The sequence below is a fragment of the Clostridium sp. OF09-36 genome (assembly GCF_003481985.1).
GTDB lineage: Bacteria > Bacillota > Clostridia > Lachnospirales > Lachnospiraceae > Brotaphodocola.
In genome coordinates this window covers 1-22,439 of the sequence record NZ_QUMD01000032.1, presented here as the reverse complement: position 1 = coordinate 22,439, position 22,439 = coordinate 1, and the positions used below count along the sequence as shown (strand labels likewise).

General features: G+C 48.9%; 24 protein-coding genes, 2 tRNA genes, 1 pseudogene and 1 riboswitch. Of the genes and pseudogenes, 23 read left to right on the top strand and 4 right to left on the bottom strand.

The genetic code is table 11. The features are described from left to right. Positions 1-67: 67 nt before the first annotated feature. From DXA97_RS17020 to DXA97_RS22465, 11 genes are all read left to right on the top strand, one after another. Entirely contained in the window at positions 68-1,330 is a 1,263-nt protein-coding gene (locus tag DXA97_RS17020; protein WP_118721208.1) for a folylpolyglutamate synthase/dihydrofolate synthase family protein, read from the top strand. A 114-nt stretch (positions 1,331-1,444) separates the two neighbouring features. Beyond that, complete coding sequence (locus DXA97_RS21685; RefSeq protein WP_279221191.1) at positions 1,445-1,579, top strand: hypothetical protein; 135 nt, start codon at positions 1,445-1,447, stop codon at positions 1,577-1,579. Between the two features lie 12 nt (positions 1,580-1,591). Beyond that, on the top strand, positions 1,592-2,896 hold the full coding sequence (locus DXA97_RS17015; RefSeq protein WP_118721207.1) for a tetratricopeptide repeat protein: 1,305 nt from the start codon (positions 1,592-1,594) through the stop codon (positions 2,894-2,896). Positions 2,897-3,073: 177 nt separating this feature from the next. Beyond that, positions 3,074-3,415 (top strand): anti-sigma factor antagonist, encoded by a 342-nt coding sequence (locus DXA97_RS17010; RefSeq protein WP_118721206.1) that lies wholly within the window; start codon positions 3,074-3,076, stop codon positions 3,413-3,415. Positions 3,416-3,550: 135 nt separating this feature from the next. Continuing rightward, positions 3,551-3,967 carry an anti-sigma F factor gene (gene spoIIAB, locus DXA97_RS17005; protein ID WP_118541168.1) on the top strand — a complete coding sequence of 139 codons (417 nt, stop codon included), beginning with the start codon at positions 3,551-3,553 and terminating at the stop codon, positions 3,965-3,967. A gap of 6 nt (positions 3,968-3,973) precedes the next feature. Further along, positions 3,974-4,693: a SigB/SigF/SigG family RNA polymerase sigma factor gene (locus DXA97_RS17000; protein ID WP_118721205.1), complete on the top strand. Its 720-nt coding sequence runs from the start codon at positions 3,974-3,976 to the stop codon at positions 4,691-4,693. A 74-nt stretch (positions 4,694-4,767) separates the two neighbouring features. Continuing rightward, on the top strand, positions 4,768-4,989 hold the full coding sequence (locus tag DXA97_RS16995) for a hypothetical protein (protein ID WP_118541164.1): 222 nt from the start codon (positions 4,768-4,770) through the stop codon (positions 4,987-4,989). Further along, positions 4,986-5,618 carry a stage V sporulation protein AA gene (locus tag DXA97_RS16990; protein WP_118721204.1) on the top strand — a complete coding sequence of 211 codons (633 nt, stop codon included), beginning with the start codon at positions 4,986-4,988 and terminating at the stop codon, positions 5,616-5,618. Before DXA97_RS16995 ends, DXA97_RS16990 begins: the two co-directional genes overlap by 4 nt. Continuing rightward, complete coding sequence (locus DXA97_RS16985; RefSeq protein WP_347560894.1) at positions 5,608-6,063, top strand: stage V sporulation protein AB; 456 nt, start codon at positions 5,608-5,610, stop codon at positions 6,061-6,063. Before DXA97_RS16990 ends, DXA97_RS16985 begins: the two co-directional genes overlap by 11 nt. Positions 6,064-6,152: 89 nt before the next feature. Next, positions 6,153-6,398 carry a SpoVA/SpoVAEb family sporulation membrane protein gene (locus DXA97_RS22470; RefSeq protein WP_347561682.1) on the top strand — a complete coding sequence of 82 codons (246 nt, stop codon included), beginning with the start codon at positions 6,153-6,155 and terminating at the stop codon, positions 6,396-6,398. Continuing rightward, positions 6,376-6,606, top strand: a complete 231-nt coding sequence (locus DXA97_RS22465; protein ID WP_347561681.1) for a SpoVA/SpoVAEb family sporulation membrane protein — start codon at positions 6,376-6,378, stop codon at positions 6,604-6,606. The genes DXA97_RS22470 and DXA97_RS22465 overlap by 23 nt, the downstream gene beginning before the upstream one ends. Positions 6,607-6,698: 92 nt before the next feature. Here the strand turns inward: DXA97_RS22465 and DXA97_RS16975 are convergent. Both DXA97_RS16975 and DXA97_RS16970 read right to left on the bottom strand, forming a co-directional pair. Beyond that, positions 6,699-6,782 (bottom strand) — tRNA-Leu (locus DXA97_RS16975). A gap of 5 nt (positions 6,783-6,787) precedes the next feature. Beyond that, positions 6,788-6,871, bottom strand: a tRNA-Leu gene (locus DXA97_RS16970). A gap of 100 nt (positions 6,872-6,971) precedes the next feature. Further along, a riboswitch (FMN riboswitch) is annotated at positions 6,972-7,098 on the top strand. A 105-nt stretch (positions 7,099-7,203) separates the two neighbouring features. Here DXA97_RS16970 and DXA97_RS20340 point away from each other — a divergent pair. The 7 genes from DXA97_RS20340 to DXA97_RS16935 all read left to right on the top strand — a co-directional run bounded on the left by DXA97_RS20340 (position 7,204) and on the right by DXA97_RS16935 (position 16,131). Continuing rightward, entirely contained in the window at positions 7,204-7,365 is a 162-nt protein-coding gene (locus tag DXA97_RS20340) for a hypothetical protein (RefSeq protein ID WP_182436943.1), read from the top strand. A 74-nt stretch (positions 7,366-7,439) separates the two neighbouring features. After that, positions 7,440-8,312: an NAD(P)/FAD-dependent oxidoreductase gene (locus tag DXA97_RS16960; RefSeq protein ID WP_118721202.1), complete on the top strand. Its 873-nt coding sequence runs from the start codon at positions 7,440-7,442 to the stop codon at positions 8,310-8,312. Positions 8,313-8,542: 230 nt separating this feature from the next. Next, positions 8,543-8,980, top strand: a complete 438-nt coding sequence (locus DXA97_RS16955) for a MarR family winged helix-turn-helix transcriptional regulator (protein ID WP_118721201.1) — start codon at positions 8,543-8,545, stop codon at positions 8,978-8,980. Positions 8,981-9,047: 67 nt separating this feature from the next. Continuing rightward, positions 9,048-10,781: an ABC transporter ATP-binding protein gene (locus DXA97_RS16950; protein ID WP_207665788.1), complete on the top strand. Its 1,734-nt coding sequence runs from the start codon at positions 9,048-9,050 to the stop codon at positions 10,779-10,781. A gap of 4 nt (positions 10,782-10,785) precedes the next feature. After that, positions 10,786-12,699: an ABC transporter ATP-binding protein gene (locus tag DXA97_RS16945; RefSeq protein ID WP_118541154.1), complete on the top strand. Its 1,914-nt coding sequence runs from the start codon at positions 10,786-10,788 to the stop codon at positions 12,697-12,699. A gap of 292 nt (positions 12,700-12,991) precedes the next feature. Beyond that, entirely contained in the window at positions 12,992-14,023 is a 1,032-nt protein-coding gene (locus tag DXA97_RS16940; RefSeq protein WP_118721200.1) for a TAXI family TRAP transporter solute-binding subunit, read from the top strand. Positions 14,024-14,154: 131 nt separating this feature from the next. Further along, positions 14,155-16,131 (top strand): TRAP transporter fused permease subunit, encoded by a 1,977-nt coding sequence (locus tag DXA97_RS16935; RefSeq protein ID WP_118721199.1) that lies wholly within the window; start codon positions 14,155-14,157, stop codon positions 16,129-16,131. Positions 16,132-16,238: 107 nt separating this feature from the next. On the opposite strand, the gene DXA97_RS16930 is transcribed toward DXA97_RS16935, so the two are convergent. Beyond that, positions 16,239-17,150, bottom strand: coding sequence for a LysR family transcriptional regulator (locus DXA97_RS16930; protein ID WP_118721198.1), 912 nt, complete (start codon positions 17,148-17,150; stop codon positions 16,239-16,241). 6 nt (positions 17,151-17,156) lie between these two features. Continuing rightward, a complete protein-coding gene (locus tag DXA97_RS16925) occupies positions 17,157-18,146 on the bottom strand; it encodes a LysR family transcriptional regulator (protein WP_182436942.1) in 990 nt (329 codons plus the stop codon). Between the two features lie 210 nt (positions 18,147-18,356). Here DXA97_RS16925 and DXA97_RS16920 point away from each other — a divergent pair, with 210 nt between their 5' ends. The 5 genes and pseudogenes from DXA97_RS16920 to DXA97_RS20480 all read left to right on the top strand — a co-directional run. Continuing rightward, complete coding sequence (locus tag DXA97_RS16920; protein WP_243032215.1) at positions 18,357-19,655, top strand: SLC13 family permease; 1,299 nt, start codon at positions 18,357-18,359, stop codon at positions 19,653-19,655. 24 nt (positions 19,656-19,679) lie between these two features. Further along, a complete protein-coding gene (locus tag DXA97_RS16915) occupies positions 19,680-20,582 on the top strand; it encodes an alpha/beta hydrolase fold domain-containing protein (RefSeq protein ID WP_118721196.1) in 903 nt (300 codons plus the stop codon). Positions 20,583-20,737: 155 nt separating this feature from the next. Then, positions 20,738-21,768: pseudogene (locus DXA97_RS16910) on the top strand (stage V sporulation protein AD). Positions 21,769-21,859: 91 nt separating this feature from the next. Continuing rightward, entirely contained in the window at positions 21,860-22,216 is a 357-nt protein-coding gene (locus DXA97_RS16905) for a SpoVA/SpoVAEb family sporulation membrane protein (RefSeq protein WP_118721215.1), read from the top strand. Between the two features lie 4 nt (positions 22,217-22,220). Next, positions 22,221-22,439, top strand: a 219-nt coding sequence (locus DXA97_RS20480; RefSeq protein WP_207666851.1) for a hypothetical protein, incomplete at its 3' end; no start/stop codon positions are given.

Below are 22,439 nucleotides of genomic sequence, written 5' to 3'. Positions count from 1 at the left end.
GCGTGAAGTGGAACAAAAATAAATTTCGCAATCGTTCATAATTTTAAGTGGACAGGCATAGATTACAATGATAGACAAGAATGCGCGGGATTACCTGCTGGGGATCCCGCTTTGGACAAAAAAGAAAAATACGCTGGATGAGGTCCGGGATTTTCTGGAAAAGCTGGGAAATCCGGATGAAGCATTAAACATCATCCATGTGGCAGGAACCAACGGAAAGGGTTCGGTGTGTGCGGACCTGACAGCCATTCTCATGGAAGCCGGATATCATGTGGGAACGTTCGTGTCCCCGCATCTCGTGGACGTGAAGGAGCGGTTCCTTTATGATGGAAAACCGGCTGATGAGGCAGACTTTTCGGAAAGCTTCGCCCGGGTAAAGGCTGTCACTGACGAAATGATGGAAAAGGGCTATTCGCACCCGACCTTCTTTGAGTTTGTATTCCTGATGGCAATGGATTTATACGGACGGAAAAAGCCGGACTTTGTCGTCCTGGAAACGGGACTGGGCGGACGGCTGGATACGACCAATGTGATCCGGCATCCGTTAGCCTGTGTGATCACCTCGATCAGTCTCGACCATACGCAGTATCTGGGTGATACCGTGGAGAAAATCGCGGCAGAAAAAGCCGGGATTATCAAGCCGGGGGTGCCGCTTGTGTATGATAATAACGACAAGGCGGCAGGAGCCGTGATCGCGGCAGCTGCGGACAGGCTTGGCTGCGCAGCTTATGGACTTACGGCAGAAGGTGCGTACCGGGAGGTTTCCTTTGCGGCGCCTTACCAGGCTATGAATGCGGCACTGGCGGTGAAAGTACTGGAGGTACTGGATATTACCGGTGTGGATGATGCCGTGTGCAAAAAAGCGCTGGCTTCGGTGCACTGGAATGGCCGGATGCAGCAGGTTGCTCCTGATGTCTGGGTGGACGGTGCACACAATCCGGGCGGGATCCGTGCATTTATCCAGGCAGTGAAGGAGCAGATGGCAGAGATGGATCCGCAGGAGACATTGTGCCAGCAGCCGGGGATTCATCTTTTATTTGCGGCGGTGTCGGACAAGGATTACCGTGAGATGATCCGGCTGCTTTGCGGTGAACTTTCTCCAGAATCGGTTACGGTGGTGCAGCTTCAGAGTGAGCGGGGACTTCAGGCAGATGCCCTGGCGCGTCAGTTTGAGGAAGCCGGATGCAGCCATGTCACTGCGTTTGATTCCACAAAGAAAGCGCTTGATTTTGCACTTTCCGAAAAGAAGAAAGGAGAACACCTGTATATGGTGGGCTCTTTGTATCTGATCGGGGAAATTCTGGAAACCCTGAAGCAGCGCGGATGTTAAATGCGCATGGAAAAGCATTGGGGAATTTCATTGCGGGGCGAGTATGTGGGGCAGTAACATTTCTGCTGTCAGCTGTCTGATTGCAGGTGGCGGCAAACGACGAAAGGAAATTGTATGCTGGATTTTGAAGAAGAGATCGCACGCTTCCAGCCGAGTCTGGAAGTCGGTGATGTGGAAACGCAGATTGTGAAAGAGGATCTGACCGATATGACAGATCTGATGGTGGAACTGCTGAAAAACAGGGAGTAACAAAAAACGAATATGAAAACAGGAACGAAAAACCGGCAGATTGCCAATGCCTATTATAACATTGGTCTGGAAAAAGCAAAAAGCCGGGATCTGTCCGGCGCGGTTACTGCGCTGAAAAAGAGTCTCCGGTTTGACAAATATCAGACCGATGCGAGAAATCTCCTGGGCCTTATTTACAATGAGATTGGCGAGGTAGGTGCGGCGTTGACCCAGTGGGTCATCAGCTTAAACCTGCAGGAGCAGGACAACCTGGCAGAAGAATATCTGCGTAAAGTCCATGCGGCAAGAGGGTATCTGGAGTTGGCGGATCAGGCTGCGAAGAAGTATAATCAGGCACTGATCTATGCCCAGAACGACAACGAGGATCTGGCTGTCCTGCTTTTGATGCGCATGGTAGAGGAATTCCCGCAGTATGTCAAGGCACAGGAACTGCTTGCGCTTTTGTACCTCCATCATGAGGATTATATCAAGGCGGGACGGTGCCTGTACCAGGCTTTAAAGATTGACCGCTACAACCCGTGGGTGCTCCATTACATGGACATCGCCAAGCACAATACCGGCAAGGCTGAGGTGGAAAAACGGAAATTGCAGAATGCCTTTTCCCACCGGCAGATGCAGGACGATGACATCATCATGCCGCCAAGCTATAAGGAAAATACCGGCTGGCAGTCAGTATTAAATATCCTGGTCGGCCTGGTACTTGGTGCCATGGTCATCTTCTTTCTGGTCATGCCAGCGAGTACCGAGTCCCTGAATGCGAAGCATAATCAGGAACTGAAAAATACGCTGGAGGAGTTAAACCAGAAAAATCTGGAGATCGACAGTTTAAACCAGAAGGTGGAGACAGCGAAGAGTGCACAGGATCAGGCGGAGGAAAATTTAAAGACTCTGCAGAAGTCCAGTGGAGGCACCCTGGCGCAGTACCAGAACCTGGTGAAAATCCTGCAGGCATACCGGGATGAAGACCAGCAAACAGCCGCGCTGTTGTATGTGGATACTGACTGGTCTGTATTAAATGACGGCGTGCTGAATGAAACGGTAGCATGGATCCAGAAGGATATGGCTGAAAATGGTTACACAGTGCTCATGAACATGGGCGATGCAACGCTGGCGGCAGGAGATGCTGCAAAGGCTGAGGAATATTACCAGAAGAGCCTGCAGATTAAGGCGGACAACCCGGAAGTGATCTACAAGCTGGGTATGGCATATGTGACGGCCGGAGACCAGCAGACCGCGACCCAGTATTTTACGGACATCATCATGAATTATCCAAATTCGGATTATGTGGATGATGCGAAGACCCAGAGAGGGTACTAAGTTAAAAAAAAGAAAAGGTACGACAGAGAATACACAGAATGTGTGCTCTGCCGTACCTTTTTTGTTGTAGTGGATATTAGAAGCAGTGCCAGTGGTGCGAGTGTTGTTTTTGAGGGAAGCTTGAGCAGCCACATCGCTGTTGTGGATTTATTTTCGGAAAGGAAGGGAGTTTTATATATGTATGAACAGACTTTTTCTTATGAGGCGCACGGGCAGACTCTGGTGATCCATCTTCCCAAGGAACTGGACCATCATAATTGCCGGAACTTAAAATATGAGACGGATCTTTTGTTATCAGAAAATTATATCAACAAGGTGGTGTTTGACTTTTCCAGAACGGAATTTATGGATTCTTCCGGAATCGGGATTTTATTGAACCGCTACAAACAGATGGCGGGAAGCGGCGGCACGGTGACGATTTATGGAGTGAATGCCCAGATAGGGCGCGTGTTGGCCATCGGAGGGATTGGCCGGATCATGAAATATTTTGATACAAAGGAAGCGGCGATCGCAGGGTGAGAGCCCATGAACGAAAATGACTGCAAAAAACAGCTGTCTGGATTGGGCAGGAGAAAATGGAAAACAGTACGTGGAAAGCTGGGACAGGTTGTGACAAAAGAATCGAAAAGCTGAAAAACGGGAGGATGGGAATATATGGAGCGTTTTCGGATGGAACTGGAGAGCCTTTCAAGAAATGAGGAGTTTGCCCGGGTCGTGGTTGCAGTGTTTATGAGTCGCCTGGACCCGACATTGGAGGAAATCGACGATGTGAAGACAGCTGTCTCTGAGGCGGTGACCAATGCGGAAATCCATGGTTATGGTGGAGAAAGCGGCATCATCACAGTGGAAGTGGAGACAGAGGGAAAGGAACTGACGGTGGTGGTGGAAGATTATGGCGTGGGAATCCGGAATGTGGAGAAGGCTATGGAACCCATGTTTACCACGGACAAGACAGGAACCCGATCCGGTATGGGATTTTCCTTTATGGAGGCCTTCATGGACCAGGTCCATGTGGAGTCCGAGCTGGGCAAGGGGACAAAGGTTATTATGCGAAAACAAATCGGCAGGTGAATGTGTATGGATGACACAAGAAAGCTTTTGCAGCGTGCCCATGCCGGTGATGAGGAAGCGAGGGAGCGGCTGGTCATGGGAAATGTGGGGCTGGTCTGGAGTGTGGCAAGACATTACAACGGACGGGGACACGAATTGGAGGATCTGTTCCAGATCGGATGCATCGGCCTTTTAAAGGCGGTGGACAAGTTTGATCTGGGGTTTGAGGTACGTTTTTCAACTTACGCAGTGCCAATGATCGCTGGCGAGATCCGGCGCTTTCTGCGTGATGACGGCATGATCCGCGTGAGTCGTTCTATGAAGGAGCTTGGACTTCGCATCCACAAAGCACGGGAAGTTTTCACAGCGCGGTATGGGCGGGAACCGGGACTTTCGGAACTTGCGAAGGAGCTGGATATCAGCTGTGAAGAAGTTGCAGCCTGCATGGGAGCCGGAGCTGAGGTGGAATCGCTGTACCGGGAGTCTGGAAATGGAGACGATGGAGGACTGCGCCTGATGGACCGGATTCCGGATGGAACACAAAATGAGGAGCAGCTTATGAACCGGCTTGTCTTAAACCAGTTGATGGAAAAATTGCCAGAAAAAGACCGGGAGATCATCGTGCGGCGCTATTTTGAAAATCAGACCCAGACACGGATCGCTGCGGATCTAAACATTTCCCAGGTGCAGGTATCGCGGCTGGAAAAGCGGATTTTGAAGCAGATGCGGGAATATCTGGGGGCATAGTTGCGCATACTGAAACCCAGAAAGGCAGAGATTATTATGCTGCAAAGATTTTGGCTGGGAAGGGATGCGTAAAAATGAAAATTTTTCAATGTAAACTCAAAATTCTGGTGCTGATGCTTTCCGTTTTTCTGGTGTTAGCAGTATGCTGGCTTTGTTTCTATCATGGACCTGAGAAAAAAGAACCGGATGGCACCCTGGTATGGCAGGAAGTATGGAAACCGGAAGATGGACAGAAGAAAAATGAGTATCAGAATCTGACAGACATACTGGACTGTGTCTGTGAGGTGGCCGTATGAGCGCGCAGCACACCGTCTACCTGAATCTGCGCGAGATCACAGAGGTCCATAAACCAGATATTCAGGTGAAGGATGTGGCGGAAGTTTACTGCAGCGACACGCATGTGCAAAACCGCTGTGCCAGCTTAAAGATCAAAACAATCCGGGAAGAAAAACGAAAACGGTATGTGGAAAATGCGCTGGATGTGATCCGGATTCTGGAAAGCGCCGATTCGTCGGTCACGGTCAACAATGTGGGAAAAGTGGAATTTATCATCGACTATCAGCCGCAGGTGAAGCAGAATCTGTTCTGGCAGTGGTGCAAGACCATATTTGTCTGCATCATTTGTTTCTGCGGGGCAGCGTTTGCAATCATGACCTTTAACAACGACGTGAGTGTGACTTCCGTGTTTGGTGAAGTTTACCGTCTTGTTACCGGGCAGGAATCGCCCGGATGCACGATTCTGGAACTCTCGTACTCCGTGGGACTTGCAGTAGGGATCATCGCGTTCTTCAACCATTTTGCAAAGTGGAAGCTGAATACGGACCCGACTCCGCTGGAGGTGGAGATGCGGCTGTATGAGGATAACATCAGCAAGACCGTGATCCAGAATGATTCCAGAAAGGAGCGCGGAATCGATGTTACCTAGTCTGGGAATGCGAATGATCCAGAATGCAGCTCTGGCTTTTATCGGCATCAGCGCGGGAGGCGTGATCGCAGCAGGAGTCTTTGCGTTTCTGGTGATCATCGGCGTGTTTCCGCGGCTGATCGGGAAAACTGGTACGAAGGAGCATATCATGCTGTATGGAAGCGTGATCGTTGCCGGAGGTGTGCTGGGAAATCTTGTGGATCTGTATGAATTCCCAATTCCGTTGTTTGGCCTGTCATCCTTATTTTTAGGAACTTTCGGTATGGCGGTAGGGATTTTTGTTGGGTGTCTTGTCATGTCACTCTCGGAAACATTAAAGGCACTGCCGGTCATCAGCCGCCGGCTCTATCTGGCGGTGGGGCTGCAGTATCTGATTCTGTCGATCGCACTGGGAAAGCTTGCCGGGGCACTGACGTATTTTTTGTGCGGGATGTCTGCAGAATGAATCAGAAAGGTGAATATTGTTTCGAAATTCGTTGTTGTCTGCACAATGCGTGCCTGAACCGCACATAGTAATAAAGGAGAAAATACCAAATGGAATTAAACAAAAAAGCTTACGATGAATATATTAAAAAGATCACGCCGGTCAATGAACTTGGGAGCGACATGCTGCATGCCTTTGTGACAGGCGGCATCATCTGCACGGTCGGACAGGCATCTGTGATGCTTATGATGAAGTATCTGGGAATGGAAAAGGAAGCGGCACAGACCTGGATGCTGATCGAACTGATCTTGGCGAGTGTGCTGCTGACCGGATTTGGCATCTACCGAAGATCGTGAAGTGGGGCGGTGCAGGAGCCTGGTGCCGATCACCGGCTTTGCGAACTCGGTGGTGGCCCCGGCTATTGAGTACAAGGCCGAGGGACACGTATTCGGAATTGGATGTAAAATTTTTACCATTGCCGGGCCGGTGATCCTGTTTGGGGTGTTGACGAGCTGGATTTTGGGGATATTGTTTTTGATTGGAAAGTTCTTGGGGATTATGTAAGAAAAAAGAAGAGCCACCGTACGATCTGTACGATGGCTCGTTTTGCTCAGCATATCGAGGAGGCGCCAGTGGCGCGTCTGCTGATTCTGCAATGCAGAAGATGGGAGTCGAACCCACAAGGTATTGCTACCACACGGACCTGAACCGTGCGCGTCTGCCAATTCCGCCACTTCTGCATACCTGCGGGAGATGGGACTTGAACCCACACGACATAACTGCCACTAGATCCTTAGTCTAGCCTGTCTGCCAATTCCAGCACTCCCGCCGACAAGAACATACTATACTATAAAATTGAAAAATGCGCAAGTACTTTTTTGAATTTTTGAAAAATTTTTGAAAAAATAAAACTATCAAAAAAATTGCATAAGGATCTTCGAGGCGGGGTGAATCATAGCAGGTAAGTCCCCACCGGCGGTAAAGTCCGCAAGCCGAAAGGCATGACACGGTGCAATTCCGTGACCGACGGTATAGTCCGGATGAAAGAGGATAATCAAAATGCCCCGTGGTCAGCAGATCATGGGGCATTCTGCGTTGCCGGACATGCATGTGCGAACCGCGAACCGGCAACATGAGCATTTTCGGGATCCTGGAAAGGAAATGAGAAGAATAGAAAGAACGTCAAGCGTAAAAAAGTCGGTATTTATCGGAATGATGGGAGCGGTGTCAACGGTGCTGATGCTGCTAAATTTTTCGCTGCCGTTTGTGCCGGGATTTTTGAAATTCGATATTTCGGAACTTCCGGCCCTGTTTGCAGGATGATTGTAGAAGAAAACAATTTTGTGTATAATAGAACTATTCAAAAGAACAGAGAAAGCAAGGAGGCACGATTATACATGGAACGTTACGATATCGCCATCATCGGCACCGGCCCGGCGGGACTTTCCGCGGCAGTTACGGCGGCCATCCGCAAAAAGAAAATTTTATTAGTAGGAAGCCGGGATCTGAGCAGTAAAGTACAGAAAGCGCAGGAAATCCAGAACTATCTTGGGTTCCCGGAAATCAGCGGGGCAGAGCTTGGAAAGGCATTTGAGGAACACATTGAGCGGATGCAGATCCCGATCGTGGAGGACCGGGTGAATCTGATCTATCCAATGGGCGATTATTTTTCCCTGCAGGTGGGACAGGACATCTGCGAGGCGGATACTGTGATTCTGGCAACCGGCGTTAATTTTGGCAAGCCGCTTCCGGGAGAAGAAGAATTCTTGGGCCGCGGCGTCAGCTACTGCGCGACCTGCGACGCGCCGCTCTACCGTGGTGCAACGGTAGCCGTGATCGGATATCAGAAATCCGAGGAAGCGGAAGCAGATTTTCTGGCTGACATTGCAGAAAAGGTGTATTATTTCCCAATGTACAAGGAGCCGGTGGAAGTTTCGGAAAAGATTACGGTAGTAAACGGAGTGCCGAAGGAGATTACCGGCGGCATGAAGGCAGATACACTGGTGACCAGTGCCGGAAGTTATCCGGCAGACTGCATTTTTATTTTAAGGGAGAGTGTGTCTCCGAAGAACCTGGTACCGGGACTTCAAATGGATGGAAACCATGTGGCAGTCAACCTGCAGATGGAGACGAATGTGCCTGGATGCTTTGCCTGCGGTGACATTGCAGGACGGCCTTACCAGTATATCAAATCGGCCGGGCAGGGAAATATTGCGGCACTGTCTGCGGTTTCTTATCTGGACCAGAAACGTAGAAACGAAAAGCAGTAAAAGGTCCACAATCCTCTTGCAAGTAAGCCTGCATCGGATTCCAGACTTTTTGCCCCTGGTATGATTTCATAAAAAGTTCACAAATTTCCGATTGACAAATTAGCGATAATGTCCTAACATACTTAGGAAACTAAATAAAATATGCGGCCGACAGAGATAACATCAAGACCTGCTTCGAAAAAAGCAAGGCGAAGAGGCGGCTGCAAAGTCACACAACATGATGAGGTGCAATGAAACAGCAGGAAGAAAAAATTGCCATGCGCAGCATCAAACGTTTGTCAAACGGAATCAGCAGAGAGATGTGTGCGGCCTTCGGCTCCGGGATGTTCAGTGGAGCGCAGGGACGCACACTTCATTTTCTTTTGGCAGAGCATACGAAAAGCGATGTTTTCCAGAAAGACATCGAGGCGGAATTCGGACTCAGACCACCCACGGCTACTGCGCTCTTAAAGGAGCTGGAGCAGCGGGGGCTAATCCGCAAGGAGCCGGTTTCGTACGATGCAAGAAGAAAAAAGATCGTGGTGACCGAGAAAGCGCTGCAGTATAAGGACTGCGTGCTGAAAGGTCTGGATAAGCTCAATCAAAAGCTGATAGCCGGTATCTCAGAGGAAGAGATGCAGGTCTTTTTTTCTGTGACAGACAAAATGCTGAAAAATCTGGCAGAGTAATGTTTGTTGTTCACGTATGCGTGAACGGCAACAGAATCATTTACAAGGGAAACAAGGAGGAATTGCAGTGGTTAAAACTTTACTGAAGAGTGTACGGCAGTACAAGAAACAGTCTCTTTTATCACCGCTTTTTGTAGCAGGCGAGGTTGTACTGGAGTGTATGATCCCGCTGGTGATGTCAAAGCTGATCGATCATCTGTCTGCCGACACCATGACACCAATCTTACAGTATGGCCTGGTCCTTTTGGTCATGGCAACCATGTCTTTAGGCTGTGGTGTGCTGGCTGCGAGAAACGCGGCAGAGGCGTCCTGTGGTTTTGCGAAAAACTTAAGACAGGATATGTATTTTAAAATCCAGGATTTTGCGTTTGCGGACATCGATAAATTTTCCGCATCGTCCCTGGTAACCCGTATGACAACGGATGTTACAAACGTACAGAACGCTTACCAGCTGTTAATCCGTCTGGCTGTGCGTACCCCGCTCATGATTATTTTTTCCGTGATCATGGCGATGACCATCAATGTGAAGATGGCTCTGATCTTCTTATGTATCCTGCCTATTCTGGCAGGCGTACTGTTTGGAATTGCCACCCATGTGCATCCGATCTTCAAGCGCATTTTCAAAAAGTACGATGCCTTAAATAACTCCGTGCAGGAGAACGTAGCCGGTATCCGTGTGGTAAAATCCTTTGTCCGTGAATCCTACGAGACCGAGAAGTTCAACCAGGCGGCAGAAGAGGTGCGCAAGGACTTCACCTTTGTTGAGAAGATCCTGGCATTCAATAACCCGACCATGATGTTTTGCATGTACCTGTCCATGTTCCTGGTGTACTACATCGGAGCGCAGATGATCGTCAATTCCGGAGCGACCGAGCTGACGACCGGACAGCTTTCTTCCCTGATCAGCTACGGTGTTCAGATCCTGGCATCCGTCATGATGCTCTCCATGGTATTTATCATGACAACCATGGCTTCCGAGTGTGCAGAGCGTATCGCAGAAGTGTTAAACCATGAGAGCAGCCTGACTTCCCCGGAAAACGGGGCAACTGAGGTTGCAGACGGAAGCGTGGATTTCGATCATGTTTCCTTCAAATATTCCGAGAAGAGCAAAAAGTTTGCGCTGTCTGATATTGACCTGCATATCCCGTCTGGTGCGACGGTCGGCATCATCGGAGGAACCGGTTCTTCCAAGACATCCCTGATCCAGCTGATCTCCAGACTTTACGATGTCAGCGAGGGAAGCGTAAAGGTCGCAGGAAAAGATGTGCGCGAGTACGATCTGGAATCCCTGCGTGATGCGGTTGCCGTGGTCCTGCAGAAAAACGTTCTGTTCTCCGGCACCATCAAAGAAAATATGCGCTGGGGCAGTAAGAACGCGACTGATGAAGAAATCATCCACGCATGTAAGCTCGCCCAGGCCGATGAGTTTGTCAGCCAGTTCCCGAACGGCTATGACACCTACATTGAGCGCGGCGGTACCAACGTATCCGGCGGTCAGAAGCAGCGTCTGTGTATCGCAAGAGCCCTGTTAAAGAAGCCGCGCATCCTGATTCTGGATGACTCGACCTCTGCAGTCGATACCAAGACCGATGCCCTGATCCGTAAGGCATTCCGCGAGGAACTGCCGAATACCACTAAGATCATCATTGCCCAGCGTATTTCTTCCGTGCAGGATGCAGATTTCATTCTGGTCATGGACGGCGGACGTATTGTTGAGCAGGGCAGCCACGACGAATTAGTTGCATTCAACGGCATTTACCGGGAAATCTTTGATTCCCAGACTAAGAGTAAGGAGGCGTAAGAGGATGAGACAAATGAGAAACGCAAATGGCTCCGGTATCAAGCCGGGCACCTTCAAACGCCTGATGGCATATTTATTTTCCCATTACCGGGCACATCTGATCACGGTTATGGTCTGCATCATCATTACGGCGGTCGCTTCCGTCGGACAGACCATTTACATTCAGGCGCTGATCGACCAGTGTATTCTTCCTGGTGTGGAGAACGGCATGGACAGCGTGTGGCCGCAGATGGTTTCCATCTTTGGAAGCATGGCTCTGATCTATGCACTTGGTGTATGCGCATCCCTGATCTACACCCGCATTATGGCGACCGTCACCCAGGGTACCTTAAAGAACTTCCGTGTGGACATGTTCACCAAGATGCAGACTTTGCCAGTCAAATATTTTGATACCCATGCACACGGCGACATCATGAGTACCTATACCAACGATACCGATGCCATCCGTATGATGGTCAGCCAGAGTATGCCGATGCTGTTCCAGTCCATCCTTACTATCGCAGTGATGATCGTCATGATGACCAGCTTCAGCATTCCGATGTTCATCGTAGTATGCCTGTTTGTGGCAGCGATGCTGACCGTAACAAAGAAGTACGGCGGCATGAGCTCCAAGTACATGATGTACCAGCAGCGTTCCCTGGCAGCAGAAGAGGGCTTCATCGAGGAGATGATGTCCGGTCAGAAGGTTGTCCAGGTCTTCTGTCATGAGGAAGAAGCAAAGCAGGACTTCTTAAAGTACAATGAGCAGCTGTTTAGCGACAGTAAGACGGCAAACCAGTACGGCAACGCGCTGATGCCGATTCTGGGCAATATGGGTAACTTGATGTATGTGGTCCTGGCGATCGTAGGCGGTCTGATGGTATATTGCAAGGCTCCGAACCTGACCCTTAGCGGTTTCAGCCCGGTGTCTGTCGGCATCATCATCACCTTCCTCGGCATGTCCAGACAGCTGGCACAGACCGTGGGACAGAGCTCCAACCAGGTAGCCCTGATCGCGATGGGTCTTGCAGGTGCAGGACGTATCTTCGAGCTGATCGATGAAACGCCGGAGGAGGACGAGGGCTTTGTTACCCTGGTCAACGCAAAACACGATGAGAACGGGGAACTGGTGGAAGCCGATCACCCGACCCATATCTGGGCATGGAAGTATCCGCGTCCGGACGGAACTGTAAGCTACACCGAGTTAAAGGGCGATATCCGTCTGGAGCATGTGGACTTCGGTTATGTTCCGGAGAAACTGGTGCTGCATGATGTCTCCCTGTTTGCAAAGCCGGGACAGAAGATTGCATTCGTTGGTGCGACCGGTGCCGGAAAGACCACGATCACCAACCTGATCAACCGGTTCTATGATATCCCGGACGGAAAGATCCGTTACGACGGCATCAACATCAACAAGATCTGCAAGGCAGACCTGCGCCGCTCCTTAGGTGTGGTACTGCAGGAGGTCAACCTGTTTACCGGAACCGTTCTGGAGAATATCCGTTATGGACGTTTGGATGCTACCGATGAGGAATGCATCGCAGCTGCGAAGCTGGCGAATGCAGACAGCTTCATCACCCGTCTGCCGGACGGTTACAATACGATGCTGACCGGAAACGGAGCAAGCCTGTCCCAGGGACAGCGCCAGCTGATCTCCATTGCCCGTGCGGCTGTGGCGGATCCGCCTGCCATGATCTTAGACGAGGCAACCAGTTCCATCGATACCCGTACCGAGGCACTGGTACAGCAGGGTATGGATAACCTCATGGAGGGCAGAACCGTGCTTGTCATCGCACACCGCCTGTCCACGATCCGCAACAGTAAGGCCATCATGGTTCTTGACCACGGACGCATTATTGAGCGTGGTGATCACGACGACCTGATTGCCCAGAAGGGTACTTACTATCAGCTGTATACCGGCGCGTTTGAGCTGGACTAAGTGTGAGAATCAGGAACTGCTGTGCGGTTTAAATAAAAATTTACAGTTTATTTCAGAAGATAAGAGCTTGTGTGAGAAAACATCACACAGGCTCTTTTTTATACAAATTTTCGTCAATCTCAATTAGTTTAGCAGTTTAATATGGAAAAGTACAACTAAAAAGCTGTAATAATTACAATATTTAGCTTGATATTTAAAAATCCCTGTGCTATAATTGGCACCAAGTTGAGAAAAACACAGCAGAAAAGAGGCATTGTAAGCTGTAAAAACAAAACCCGAGGAGGACACGATTATGAAAAAGAACATGGCATTGGTTATGGCATCTATGATGGCAGCATTATCCCTCACCGCTTGCGGCGGTTCCGCTTCTACATCTACCACCGCGGCAGATACCACCGCAGCAGACACCAAAGCTGCACCGGCTGACAAGATCGGTCAGGCTGGAAGCGGCAAAGAGCTGATCTTTACCACCGGCGGTGACCAGGGTACTTACTACGGATTCGGAAGCGTGATCGCAGGACAGATCAGTGACCTGACCGACACCACCGTAACCGCGATCGTTGGCAAAGGCTCCAAGGGCAACATCGAGGCTATGGACGCAGGCGACGCACAGCTTGGCTTTGTACAGTCCGACGTTATGGCATACGCTTACAACGGCACGAACCTCTTTGAGGGCGCAAAGATCGACGGCTTCTCTACCGTGGCAGCGCTTTACATGGAGCAGGTACAGATCGTAACCCTCAACCCGGAGATCAAAACCGTGGCAGACTTAAAGGGCAAGACCGTATCCGTTGGTGATTCCGGTTCCGGCGTTTACTTCAACGCTCTGGATTGCTTAGGCGCATACGATTTAACCATCGACGACATCAAACCTACCTACCAGTCCTTCGGTGACAGCGTAGAGGCCATGCAGGACGGCAAGATCGATGCAGCCTTCATCGTAGCAGGTGCACCGACCACCGCAGTGACCTCCCTGGCAGCAACCAGAGACGTATATCTGGTAGAGTTAGACGATGAGCACATCGCAAAACTTCAGGAGACTTCTCCTTACTACACCAAGAACGTGATCTCCAAAGATGCTTACGGTCTTGAGAAAGACGCAACCACCGTTGCAGTCGGCGCAGTTATCATCGCGCAGGACGATGTAGATGAGAACGATATCTACAACGTAGTAGCAGGTATCTACGACAGCATCGACACACTTGGACACGACAAGAAGAATGAGCTGGACCTTGACTTTGCAGCATCTGTAACCGCAGTTCCGTATCACGCTGGCGCTGCAAAATACTTCGCAGAAAAAGGCCTGACTGTTCCGACCAAATAGGAAGCAGTGGAAAAGTATCATCTGGCTGGCGCATTTCATGCAGGGCCAGGTGAGACTGATCCAAAATGAGGATGATCAGGCGTTTCCGAATCCAGGAAGCGCCTGAATAAGAATAGGAAGGGGATTCGACTATGAGCTTTCTGAACAAAAAACATACAGCCGCTGTGGACAGTGCCCCGGCAGCTGACGGTTTAACCGGAACCGCAGAGGATGTCGATGCGGTGATGAAAAAATATGATAGGGAATCGAACGTCCGTGTATGGGAAGGAAAGCCGAAAGCCGTGATCCGTTTCCTGATGGCAGCATTTTCCCTGTTCTGCATTTACCTGACCCTGGTAGATAAGAGTCTTCCGGAGGTTCGCCTGACACTGTTTCTGGCTATGATCATTATCATCGGATTTTTAAACTATCCGGTCAAAAAAGGGCACGTCCGTGTAAACTACATTCCGTGGTACGATGTTGTACTGATGGTCGCAGGCGCAGGTCCATTTCTTTACTTTGCAGCAAACGCACAGAAAATCCTGTTAACCAGCTACAGTGTCATTTCCAAAGACCCGTTTATGCTGGCTCTGGCCATCGTTGCCATTCTTGTTCTGGTTGAGCTTTGCCGTCGGTGTGTCGGTCTGCCGATCCTGTTTGTAGTCGGTGCACTGCTGATCTACACCTTTGCAAATGTCCGTTTTGGTAAGGTTGTTTACGATCTGTTCTACACCACAAACGGTGTTATGAACACTCCGATCAATGTATGTCAGAAATACATTGTGGTATTCATTATCTTTGGTGCTTTTCTGGAGCGGACCAGTATTTCCGCATTCTTCATTGACCTTGCAAACTGCGTGGCAGGTTCCTCCTGCGGCGGCCCGGCGAAGGTAGCCGTTATTTCTTCCGCACTGTGCGGTATGGTTTCCGGTTCTTCCGTAGGAAACACTGTAACCACCGGTTCCGTCACCATCCCGATGATGATCAAGACCGGCTACAAACCGGATTTTGCAGGCGCTGTTGAGGCAGCAGCATCCACCGGCGGACAGATCATGCCGCCGATCATGGGCGCAGCCGCATTCCTTATGGCAGAGTACACCGGTGTTCCGTACTCCCGCATTGCAGTTTTAGCAATCCTTCCGGCAATCCTGTACTTTGCAGGCATTTACATTGCCGTACATCTGGAAGCAAAGAAGCTTGGCTTAAAGGGACTTGACAAAGAAAGCCTTCCGAAATTCAGCTATCTGATCCGCAAGATTTATCTGCTGGCTCCGCTTGTAGTTCTGGTCGTTCTGGTATCCAATGGTACCCGTACCATGCAGAGCTCCGCAGCAATCGCAATCCTGGTAACCATCGTTGTAGGCCTGTTCAACTCCGATAACCGCATCAACGTAAGCAAGATCATCGATGCGCTGGAGGCAGGCGGCAAGGGAACCATCACCGTAGCATCTGCATGTACCATGGCTGGTATCGTAGCGGGCTGCATCACTTCTACCGGTCTTGCATCCAAGCTCCTGCGTGCCATTGTATCCGCATCCGGCGGTGTCATGATCGTAGCACTGCTTCTGACCATGCTTTGCTGTATCGTTCTTGGTATGGGCGTTCCGACCACCGCAACCTACTGCATCATGGCAGCAACCTGTGCCCCGATCCTCATGAGCCCGGAAATCGGCGTTGAGATGCTTGCAGCACACTTTTTCGTATTCTACTTTGGTATCGTTGCAGATATCACCCCGCCGGTTGCATTGGCCGCCTACGCAGGCGCCGCCATCGCAAAGGCCGGACCGATGAAGACCGCATTCAATGCAAGCCGTCTTGCCATCGCAGCATTTATCGTACCGTACATCATCGCCATGAACCCGGCAATGCTGTTCATCAACACCACCATCCCGGAGGTTGTTATGATCACCATCACCAGCCTCATCGGTATCTTCGGTGTGGCAGCCGGTTTAAGCGGATTCGTATTCCGCAACATGAAGTGGTGGGAGAGAATCCTCTGCATCGTTGGAGGACTTACCCTTTTAGTACCGGGCAGCCTGACTGACCTCATCGGACTGGTTCTCGTAGGCGCTGTGTGCGTACTGGGATATCAGGCAGCGAAGAGAGAGAAGGAAGCGCTGGCTGCGTAAAATTCACAATTTAAAATATGACAAGGGTCGCGTGAGCTGAGAAAGGCAACTCACACGGCCCTTTAAGTTATCAATATTTTTATTCTGTAATTGGGCAGTATACAGGATTATTGCTGATTGAATTTCCCAAAATACAGGAATTTTTGTAAAATCAATTGCCTGAGTGCTAGTGTACTGTTTTTGTGAATGCCGGTACGTGGAAGCAGAAGTATTGTGCTGACATGCATAGCAGGTTTTAACGGAAAAAAGCAAAGGTTTAACTGCTCGTCTTTGGTCAGATCTTCCGGGAGAAATCCAACACCTAATCCTTCTGATATCATTTTTCGAATGGTATGAAGTGTTTCAACCTCGTAGGTGATTGAAGGGAAAAAATGATTGCAGGAAAGAGCGTCCTGTTCCATTTTCCGAAAAACATTGTTTCCTTTGGTCAGCAGAAAAGGGGTCTGATCGAGCATAGTGAACGAAAATGTTTGATTTCGGATAGCAGAAACAGCAGGATGGCTTTCTGGAAGTGCCAGAAAATAAGCTTCCCGATGAAGAAGGATTGCTTCTGATTGGAACTTTTCTGGTGTGTGGGTAGCTGTAATTGCGAGATCAGCGAATCCATGTTCCAGATATTCTTCAGCCATAGAAACAGATCCGACCGTAACTTCCAATGAGGTGTGTGGAAATTGTCTGACAAATTCGGGCTGAATATGGGAGCGGAAAAAATACTGTACTTTTGGAGATAAGATCAGATGGATGACCTGATGCTGTTTTGCTTTCAGTCGTTCCAGTGCTTGCATTCCTTTTTTATATTCCTGCAGAAGCTCACGCGCTCCGTTTAGATAAAGAATCCCTTCCTCTGTCAGGCGCATTTCCCGGTTATCCCAGACAAACAGGTTCACACCAATTCGCTTTTCTAAAATCTTTACTTCTCTGGAAAGTGTAGACTGCGACATGAAATTTTTTTCCGCAGCCCGGGTTACACTTTTTAATTCTGCAATGTCAATCAAATATTCTAATTGTTTTATATCCATTTCAAATCAGTCCTTGTCTTTTCTATCTGCTTGATTCATAAATTCTTCATGGAATTTTTCAATCAGGGGATCACATTCCATCTGATATAACGGATTTACAGACAACTGTTCTGTAAGAAGATAGATGAGATAGCGCTCTGGAAAACTTAAACGGTGATTGGAATTCCAGAGAATTCCGGATGTGATCCGGAAGGAAGAATGAATCCGGAAGAAATACAGATCCGTGCATTGTGCTGCGTAAAGCCTTGGAAGCATTCCGATACCGAGTCCGGAACGGATCAAAGTGGAAAGTATGGTAACATTGGATGTCTGATATGCAATCATAGGCGAAAAATCACAGCGGGCAAATTGTTCGGCACATACCTGACCAATCGAAGTGTCAGGTGTCATCATGATGAATGGGGAATCTGCAAATTGGTTCAGGCTGGCAGTTGCGGGGAAATCAGGATTTGCGGAAGCTTTCCCGGCCATGCGGTGATATGGCGGAACTGCGAGCAAAAGCTCTTCGTGATGGATGGGGGCAAATAAGAAATGATCGCGGTCATTTTTCAGGGCGGTGCTGACAATCAGGGATACTTGCCGGTTTTTCAGGTATTCCCGAAGCTGGTTTGTATAACCTTCCTGAATAGACAGTCTGATTTGCGGAAACTGATGGATAAAAAGTGGATACAATTTTGCTATTTCAGCGGCACCACGATGCGGAGAAATACCAATGGAGAGATACTCTGTCTGGGCAGTGTGCAAAAGGTTCATGGAGCTGAGGGTTTTTTCCTGAATTTCCTGCATACGCCGTGCCATATCAAGGTAAAGAAAACCAGCAGGGGTAGGATATAGCTTTTTCCGGTAGCGCTGGAATAATTCCATACCAAGTTCTCCTTCCAGATTGGAAAGATATTTACTCAGCGCGGGCTGAGAGATTCCAAGTTTTTGGGCGGCACCGGAAAGATTCTGACAGGAAGCGATTTCTAAAATATAAGGCAGTTGCTCTAATTTCATAAAGACTCCTTTTCCATAACTTTTATACATAGTTTATATAAGCTTCGTGCGATTGTCAATCGTCAGTTGGAAGCATAAAATAAAACTAAAGTTCCTGCTTACACCACATGATAATAATGCGAAGGAGGAATTTGATATCTGCAGATAAATGAAATAAGAGTGTGAATGTGGTGAAAAATTACAAAGGAAAATATTGGAGGGAGAGATACGATGGAGAATATGAATCTGTATATTGTTGTTGGCGTGCTGATCTTTATGATCATCATGTTTTTACTGCAAAAAGCTACGTATGGCGTAACTGCCATGACCTGCGTTGCAATTCTGGTACTTACCGGAGTGCTGGATTTCACGACGGCGTTTTCTGGCATCATCAATAAAAATACCATTCTTGTTGCAACGGTAATGGTAGTAGGAAACGCAATTGGAAAGACAAGTGTGACCAGAAAAATAAAAGCAGGAATCAACCACCTGAAAGGAAAAAGCGGATTGATCCTGATGCTGGCCATGTTCGGATTTACGATACTGTTGTGTCAGGTTATGGGACAGGTTGCAGTTCTCACGATCATGTTTGTTTTTGTTCAGACTCTGGATGATGATGGAGAGGTGTGTTCGTCCAGAATGCTGTATCTGATTGTTGCAATGCTTTGTGCATGGACCGGACGGTTCCCTGTTGGAATGGGTGCCGCATTGCCGATGCAGGCCAACGCTTACTATGAAGGTATGGTGACAGACCCGGCACAGACACTTGGCATGTTTGATATGACAAAAGTAGCTATCATTCCGGCATTGGCCTTAACAGTGTATTCTTTATTTGCGTGGAGACTTTTACCGAAAACTACGTTGGACAGTTCGGCGGTAAAAACAAACCAGAGCGCACAGAAAGAAGAAACATCAATTTCTGGATTTCAGGAATTTATTGTATTTGCAGTATTTTTTGCGGTAGTGATTGGATTCCTTTTTTCAGATTTACTTGGAAATCAGGCATATATGATTTCTGTTGTAGGTGTGCTGCTGATCATCTATACAAAGACGATGAAACGCGAAGAAGTTGTAGAAATCATGACAAGCGATATGGTATGGATGATTGCCGGCATGCTGGCTATGTCTTCGGCCCTTAGCTCTTCTGGTGCAGGAGAAGCAATTGGAAATTTTGTATTGAAAATTCTTGGGGAAAACCCAAGTGGTCTTAAGGTTTTAACTGTTTTTGGAATAACAACCGTAGTTATGACAACATTTTTATCCAACACCGGAAGCATGGCAGTATTAACTCCGATCGCGGCAAGTACTGCATTGGCTGGTGGTATGGATCCGAGGGCGGTAGTGCTGGTTGTAAATGTTGCTTCCTGGTTTGCGCTTGCTTTTCCAACTGGCTGCGCTGCCGGAACCATGGTTTATGCAATTGGTAAATACGATCCGATTAAGCTGTTGAAATTTAACATTCCATATCTGATTATTGCTGTTGCAACATTGATTTTCAGTACAAATCTGTTTTTCCCGGTATATGGTTAAGCAAATAAAAGGAGGAAGAGAAAGATGGCATTAACAAAAGAAGAGAGAGAAAAATGGCTGGCAGTTCTCGACAGAACCGGAGGAAGAAAAAAAACGGGACGTGAAGGCCGTGTAATTCCGGAAGATTATAAACAGTGGAAACAGTATACGGAACGCAAAGAAGTTGTGGTTGAAGTTCCATCTGTGGGTGTTCCGGTAAAATGTTATATCACAATGGCAAAAGACCGGAAAAACGGATGCCCGGTTCATGTCAACATGCATGGCGGCGGATTCATTTTCCTTCAGGACGGGGATGATGATCTGTATTGTGAACACTTGGCTGCGCGGATTCATGGAATTGTTGTAGATATTGATTACGCAAGCTCTTTAGATCATGCTTATCCGGTTGCGTTTGAACAGTCTTACCGCGTTGTAAAGTGGGTATTTGAACAGTGTGAATCCTGGGGGGCTGATCCGAAAAAGGTTTCCATTGGTGGACACAGCGCAGGTGGTTGTCTGGTAGCAGCAATCTCCCTGAAAGCCGCACAGACAAAGGATTTTAAAGTATGCTTACAGGTGCTCGACTATGCAGCAAATGACAACTATATGCCAATGACCGATACAAGCGGAAAGTCAGACCGCTCCCAGGCGTTTTCCATGCTTTATGCGGATGGAGACGAAGAACTCTTAAAACAGCCATTTGTATCACCGGTATTCGCGACTGCGGACATGATGGAGAATCAGCCGGAAACGCTGATTGTCAATGCGCAGAATTGTCCGTTCTGTCTTGCGAATGAAGAGTACGGAAGAAAACTGGTTGAGGCCGGTGTTACCGTGACAATGCGCAGATTCCGGGAGAGCCATCATGGATTTACCGTAAGAATGAGCGATGAATGGAAAGAAGCACAGGAACTGATCATCCGCCAGATTCTTTCTGCAAACAATTAAAATATGTGACAAGGCTCGTATGAGCTGCCTTTCGGCAGCTCATACGGGCCTATTAAAATCTACAATAGTTATATAATATATAGAAATTTAAAATAAAAACTCCTTTTTTGCGCATACTATGTTCAGAATGAATGGCGCAGGAAAGGAGTTTTTTTATGCAGGTGGGAAAAGCAAGCTTGCGTTTTGAGCATCCTGCTTTTGTGGCATCCTGGGCTTCGGTCACGGGAAAGAAGGAAGGGCAGGGGCCGCTATCGGGCGGGATTGATGTCACCGAGCAGGATGAGATGTTTGGAATGGAAAACTGGGAACAGGCAGAGAGTGCCATGCAGAAGCAGGCGGCAGATCTGGCGCTGGAGAAGGGAAATATTCACCGGAGAGAGGTGCGCTATCTCTTTGCGGGGGATCTGCTGGGGCAGCTGATCGCGACTTCTTTTGGGACGGTGGATCTGGAAATTCCGCTGTTTGGGCTTTACGGGGCCTGTTCTACGATGGGAGAAGCCATGGGACTTGGGGCGATGTGTGTGGATGCGGGACATGCAGACCGGGTCCTTGCAATGGCATCCAGCCACTTTGCGACAGCAGAAAAACAGTTCCGTTTTCCGCTTGGATATGGAAACCAGAGGGCACAGAGCGCATCGTGGACAGTGACCGGCTGTGGGGCGGTAGTATTGGAACGTGGGGAAAAAGCCGGAAACCTGCCAGCGCCACGTATTGCGGTAACCGGGATCACAACCGGGAAAATGGTGGATATGGGAACGAAGGATTCCATGAATATGGGCGCCGCCATGGCCCCGGCGGCCTGGAACACCATCTGTCAGAATCTGGAGGATTTTGGTGTGGATGTTTCCTATTATGACAGGATTATCACCGGGGATCTGGGGCAGTCGGGCAAAAGGTACTTCTCGATTTTATGAAGAGCAGCGGCCAGGAGCTTGCGGGACGCCATATGGATTGCGGTCTTGAAATTTATGACAGGGGTTGGCAGGACGTACACGCAGGTGGAAGTGGATGCGGCTGCGCGGCGGTAACGCTGTGTGCAAAGATTCTTCCAAAGCTGAAGCGTGGGGAATGGAAACGGGTTTTGTTTGTGCCGACCGGGGCACTGCTTTCCACCGTAAGCTATAATGAAGGACAGAGCATTCCGGGAATTGCCCACGCAGTTGTGCTGGAACGGATGGAGGGATAACGATACGATGAACAATGATATCAATCATATGATCAGCATGCTGGCTGATGTTGCAGGTAGCAGTATGGGCAGTGCATCTGGCAGTGTGGTAATGGAACTGATCCGGGCCTTTCTTGTGGGAGGCGTGATCTGTGCCCTTGTGCAGATCCTGCTTGACCGGACGAAGCTGATGCCGGGCCGGGTGATGGTGTTTCTGGTTGTAAGCGGCACCATTTTAGGATGGCTTGGACTTTATGAACCGTTTTTGGAATGGGCCGGAGCCGGAGCAGGTGTACCGCTCCTTGGATTTGGCAATACGCTGTGGAAGGGGGTCGCAAAGGCAATCGGAGAGGAAGGCTGCATTGGAATCTTCAAAGGCGGCCTCACAGCTGCCTCCGCCGGAATCGCAGCAGCGCTGGTGTTTGGGTATCTGGGGGCGCTGATCTTCAAACCTAAAATGAAAGAATAACAATTTGATTAACTTTAATAGAGGCTGTCGCACTAGCAAATATTTTTTGCTGGGCGGCAGCCCTGCTTTATGCCCAAATGGGGGCGAAATCGGTTGTGTTTTCGCCCCCATCCTTTATAAACACAGTTCATTCCCAGACATCCCTTTCGGCATGCCTGATTTCAAACTGTTTTGTTTTCAACCATTAAAATCTATGCTGTCTTTAATGAAAAAAGATGACTCC

Coding starts and splice junctions, on each gene's coding strand:
- DXA97_RS17020 (WP_118721208.1), top strand. CDS start 68: ATGATAGACAAGAATGCGCGGGATTACCTGCTGGGGATCCCGCTTTGG.
- DXA97_RS21685 (WP_279221191.1), top strand. CDS start 1,445: ATGCTGGATTTTGAAGAAGAGATCGCACGCTTCCAGCCGAGTCTGGAA.
- DXA97_RS17015 (WP_118721207.1), top strand. CDS start 1,592: ATGAAAACAGGAACGAAAAACCGGCAGATTGCCAATGCCTATTATAAC.
- DXA97_RS17010 (WP_118721206.1), top strand. CDS start 3,074: ATGTATGAACAGACTTTTTCTTATGAGGCGCACGGGCAGACTCTGGTG.
- spoIIAB (WP_118541168.1), top strand. CDS start 3,551: ATGGAGCGTTTTCGGATGGAACTGGAGAGCCTTTCAAGAAATGAGGAG.
- DXA97_RS17000 (WP_118721205.1), top strand. CDS start 3,974: ATGGATGACACAAGAAAGCTTTTGCAGCGTGCCCATGCCGGTGATGAG.
- DXA97_RS16995 (WP_118541164.1), top strand. CDS start 4,768: ATGAAAATTTTTCAATGTAAACTCAAAATTCTGGTGCTGATGCTTTCC.
- DXA97_RS16990 (WP_118721204.1), top strand. CDS start 4,986: ATGAGCGCGCAGCACACCGTCTACCTGAATCTGCGCGAGATCACAGAG.
- DXA97_RS16985 (WP_347560894.1), top strand. CDS start 5,608: ATGTTACCTAGTCTGGGAATGCGAATGATCCAGAATGCAGCTCTGGCT.
- DXA97_RS22470 (WP_347561682.1), top strand. CDS start 6,153: ATGGAATTAAACAAAAAAGCTTACGATGAATATATTAAAAAGATCACG.
- DXA97_RS20340 (WP_182436943.1), top strand. CDS start 7,204: ATGAGAAGAATAGAAAGAACGTCAAGCGTAAAAAAGTCGGTATTTATC.
- DXA97_RS16960 (WP_118721202.1), top strand. CDS start 7,440: ATGGAACGTTACGATATCGCCATCATCGGCACCGGCCCGGCGGGACTT.
- DXA97_RS16955 (WP_118721201.1), top strand. CDS start 8,543: ATGAAACAGCAGGAAGAAAAAATTGCCATGCGCAGCATCAAACGTTTG.
- DXA97_RS16945 (WP_118541154.1), top strand. CDS start 10,786: ATGAGACAAATGAGAAACGCAAATGGCTCCGGTATCAAGCCGGGCACC.
- DXA97_RS16940 (WP_118721200.1), top strand. CDS start 12,992: ATGAAAAAGAACATGGCATTGGTTATGGCATCTATGATGGCAGCATTA.
- DXA97_RS16935 (WP_118721199.1), top strand. CDS start 14,155: ATGAGCTTTCTGAACAAAAAACATACAGCCGCTGTGGACAGTGCCCCG.
- DXA97_RS16930 (WP_118721198.1), bottom strand. CDS start 17,150: ATGGATATAAAACAATTAGAATATTTGATTGACATTGCAGAATTAAAA.
- DXA97_RS16925 (WP_182436942.1), bottom strand. CDS start 18,146: ATGAAATTAGAGCAACTGCCTTATATTTTAGAAATCGCTTCCTGTCAG.
- DXA97_RS16920 (WP_243032215.1), top strand. CDS start 18,357: ATGGAGAATATGAATCTGTATATTGTTGTTGGCGTGCTGATCTTTATG.
- DXA97_RS16915 (WP_118721196.1), top strand. CDS start 19,680: ATGGCATTAACAAAAGAAGAGAGAGAAAAATGGCTGGCAGTTCTCGAC.
- DXA97_RS16905 (WP_118721215.1), top strand. CDS start 21,860: ATGGAACTGATCCGGGCCTTTCTTGTGGGAGGCGTGATCTGTGCCCTT.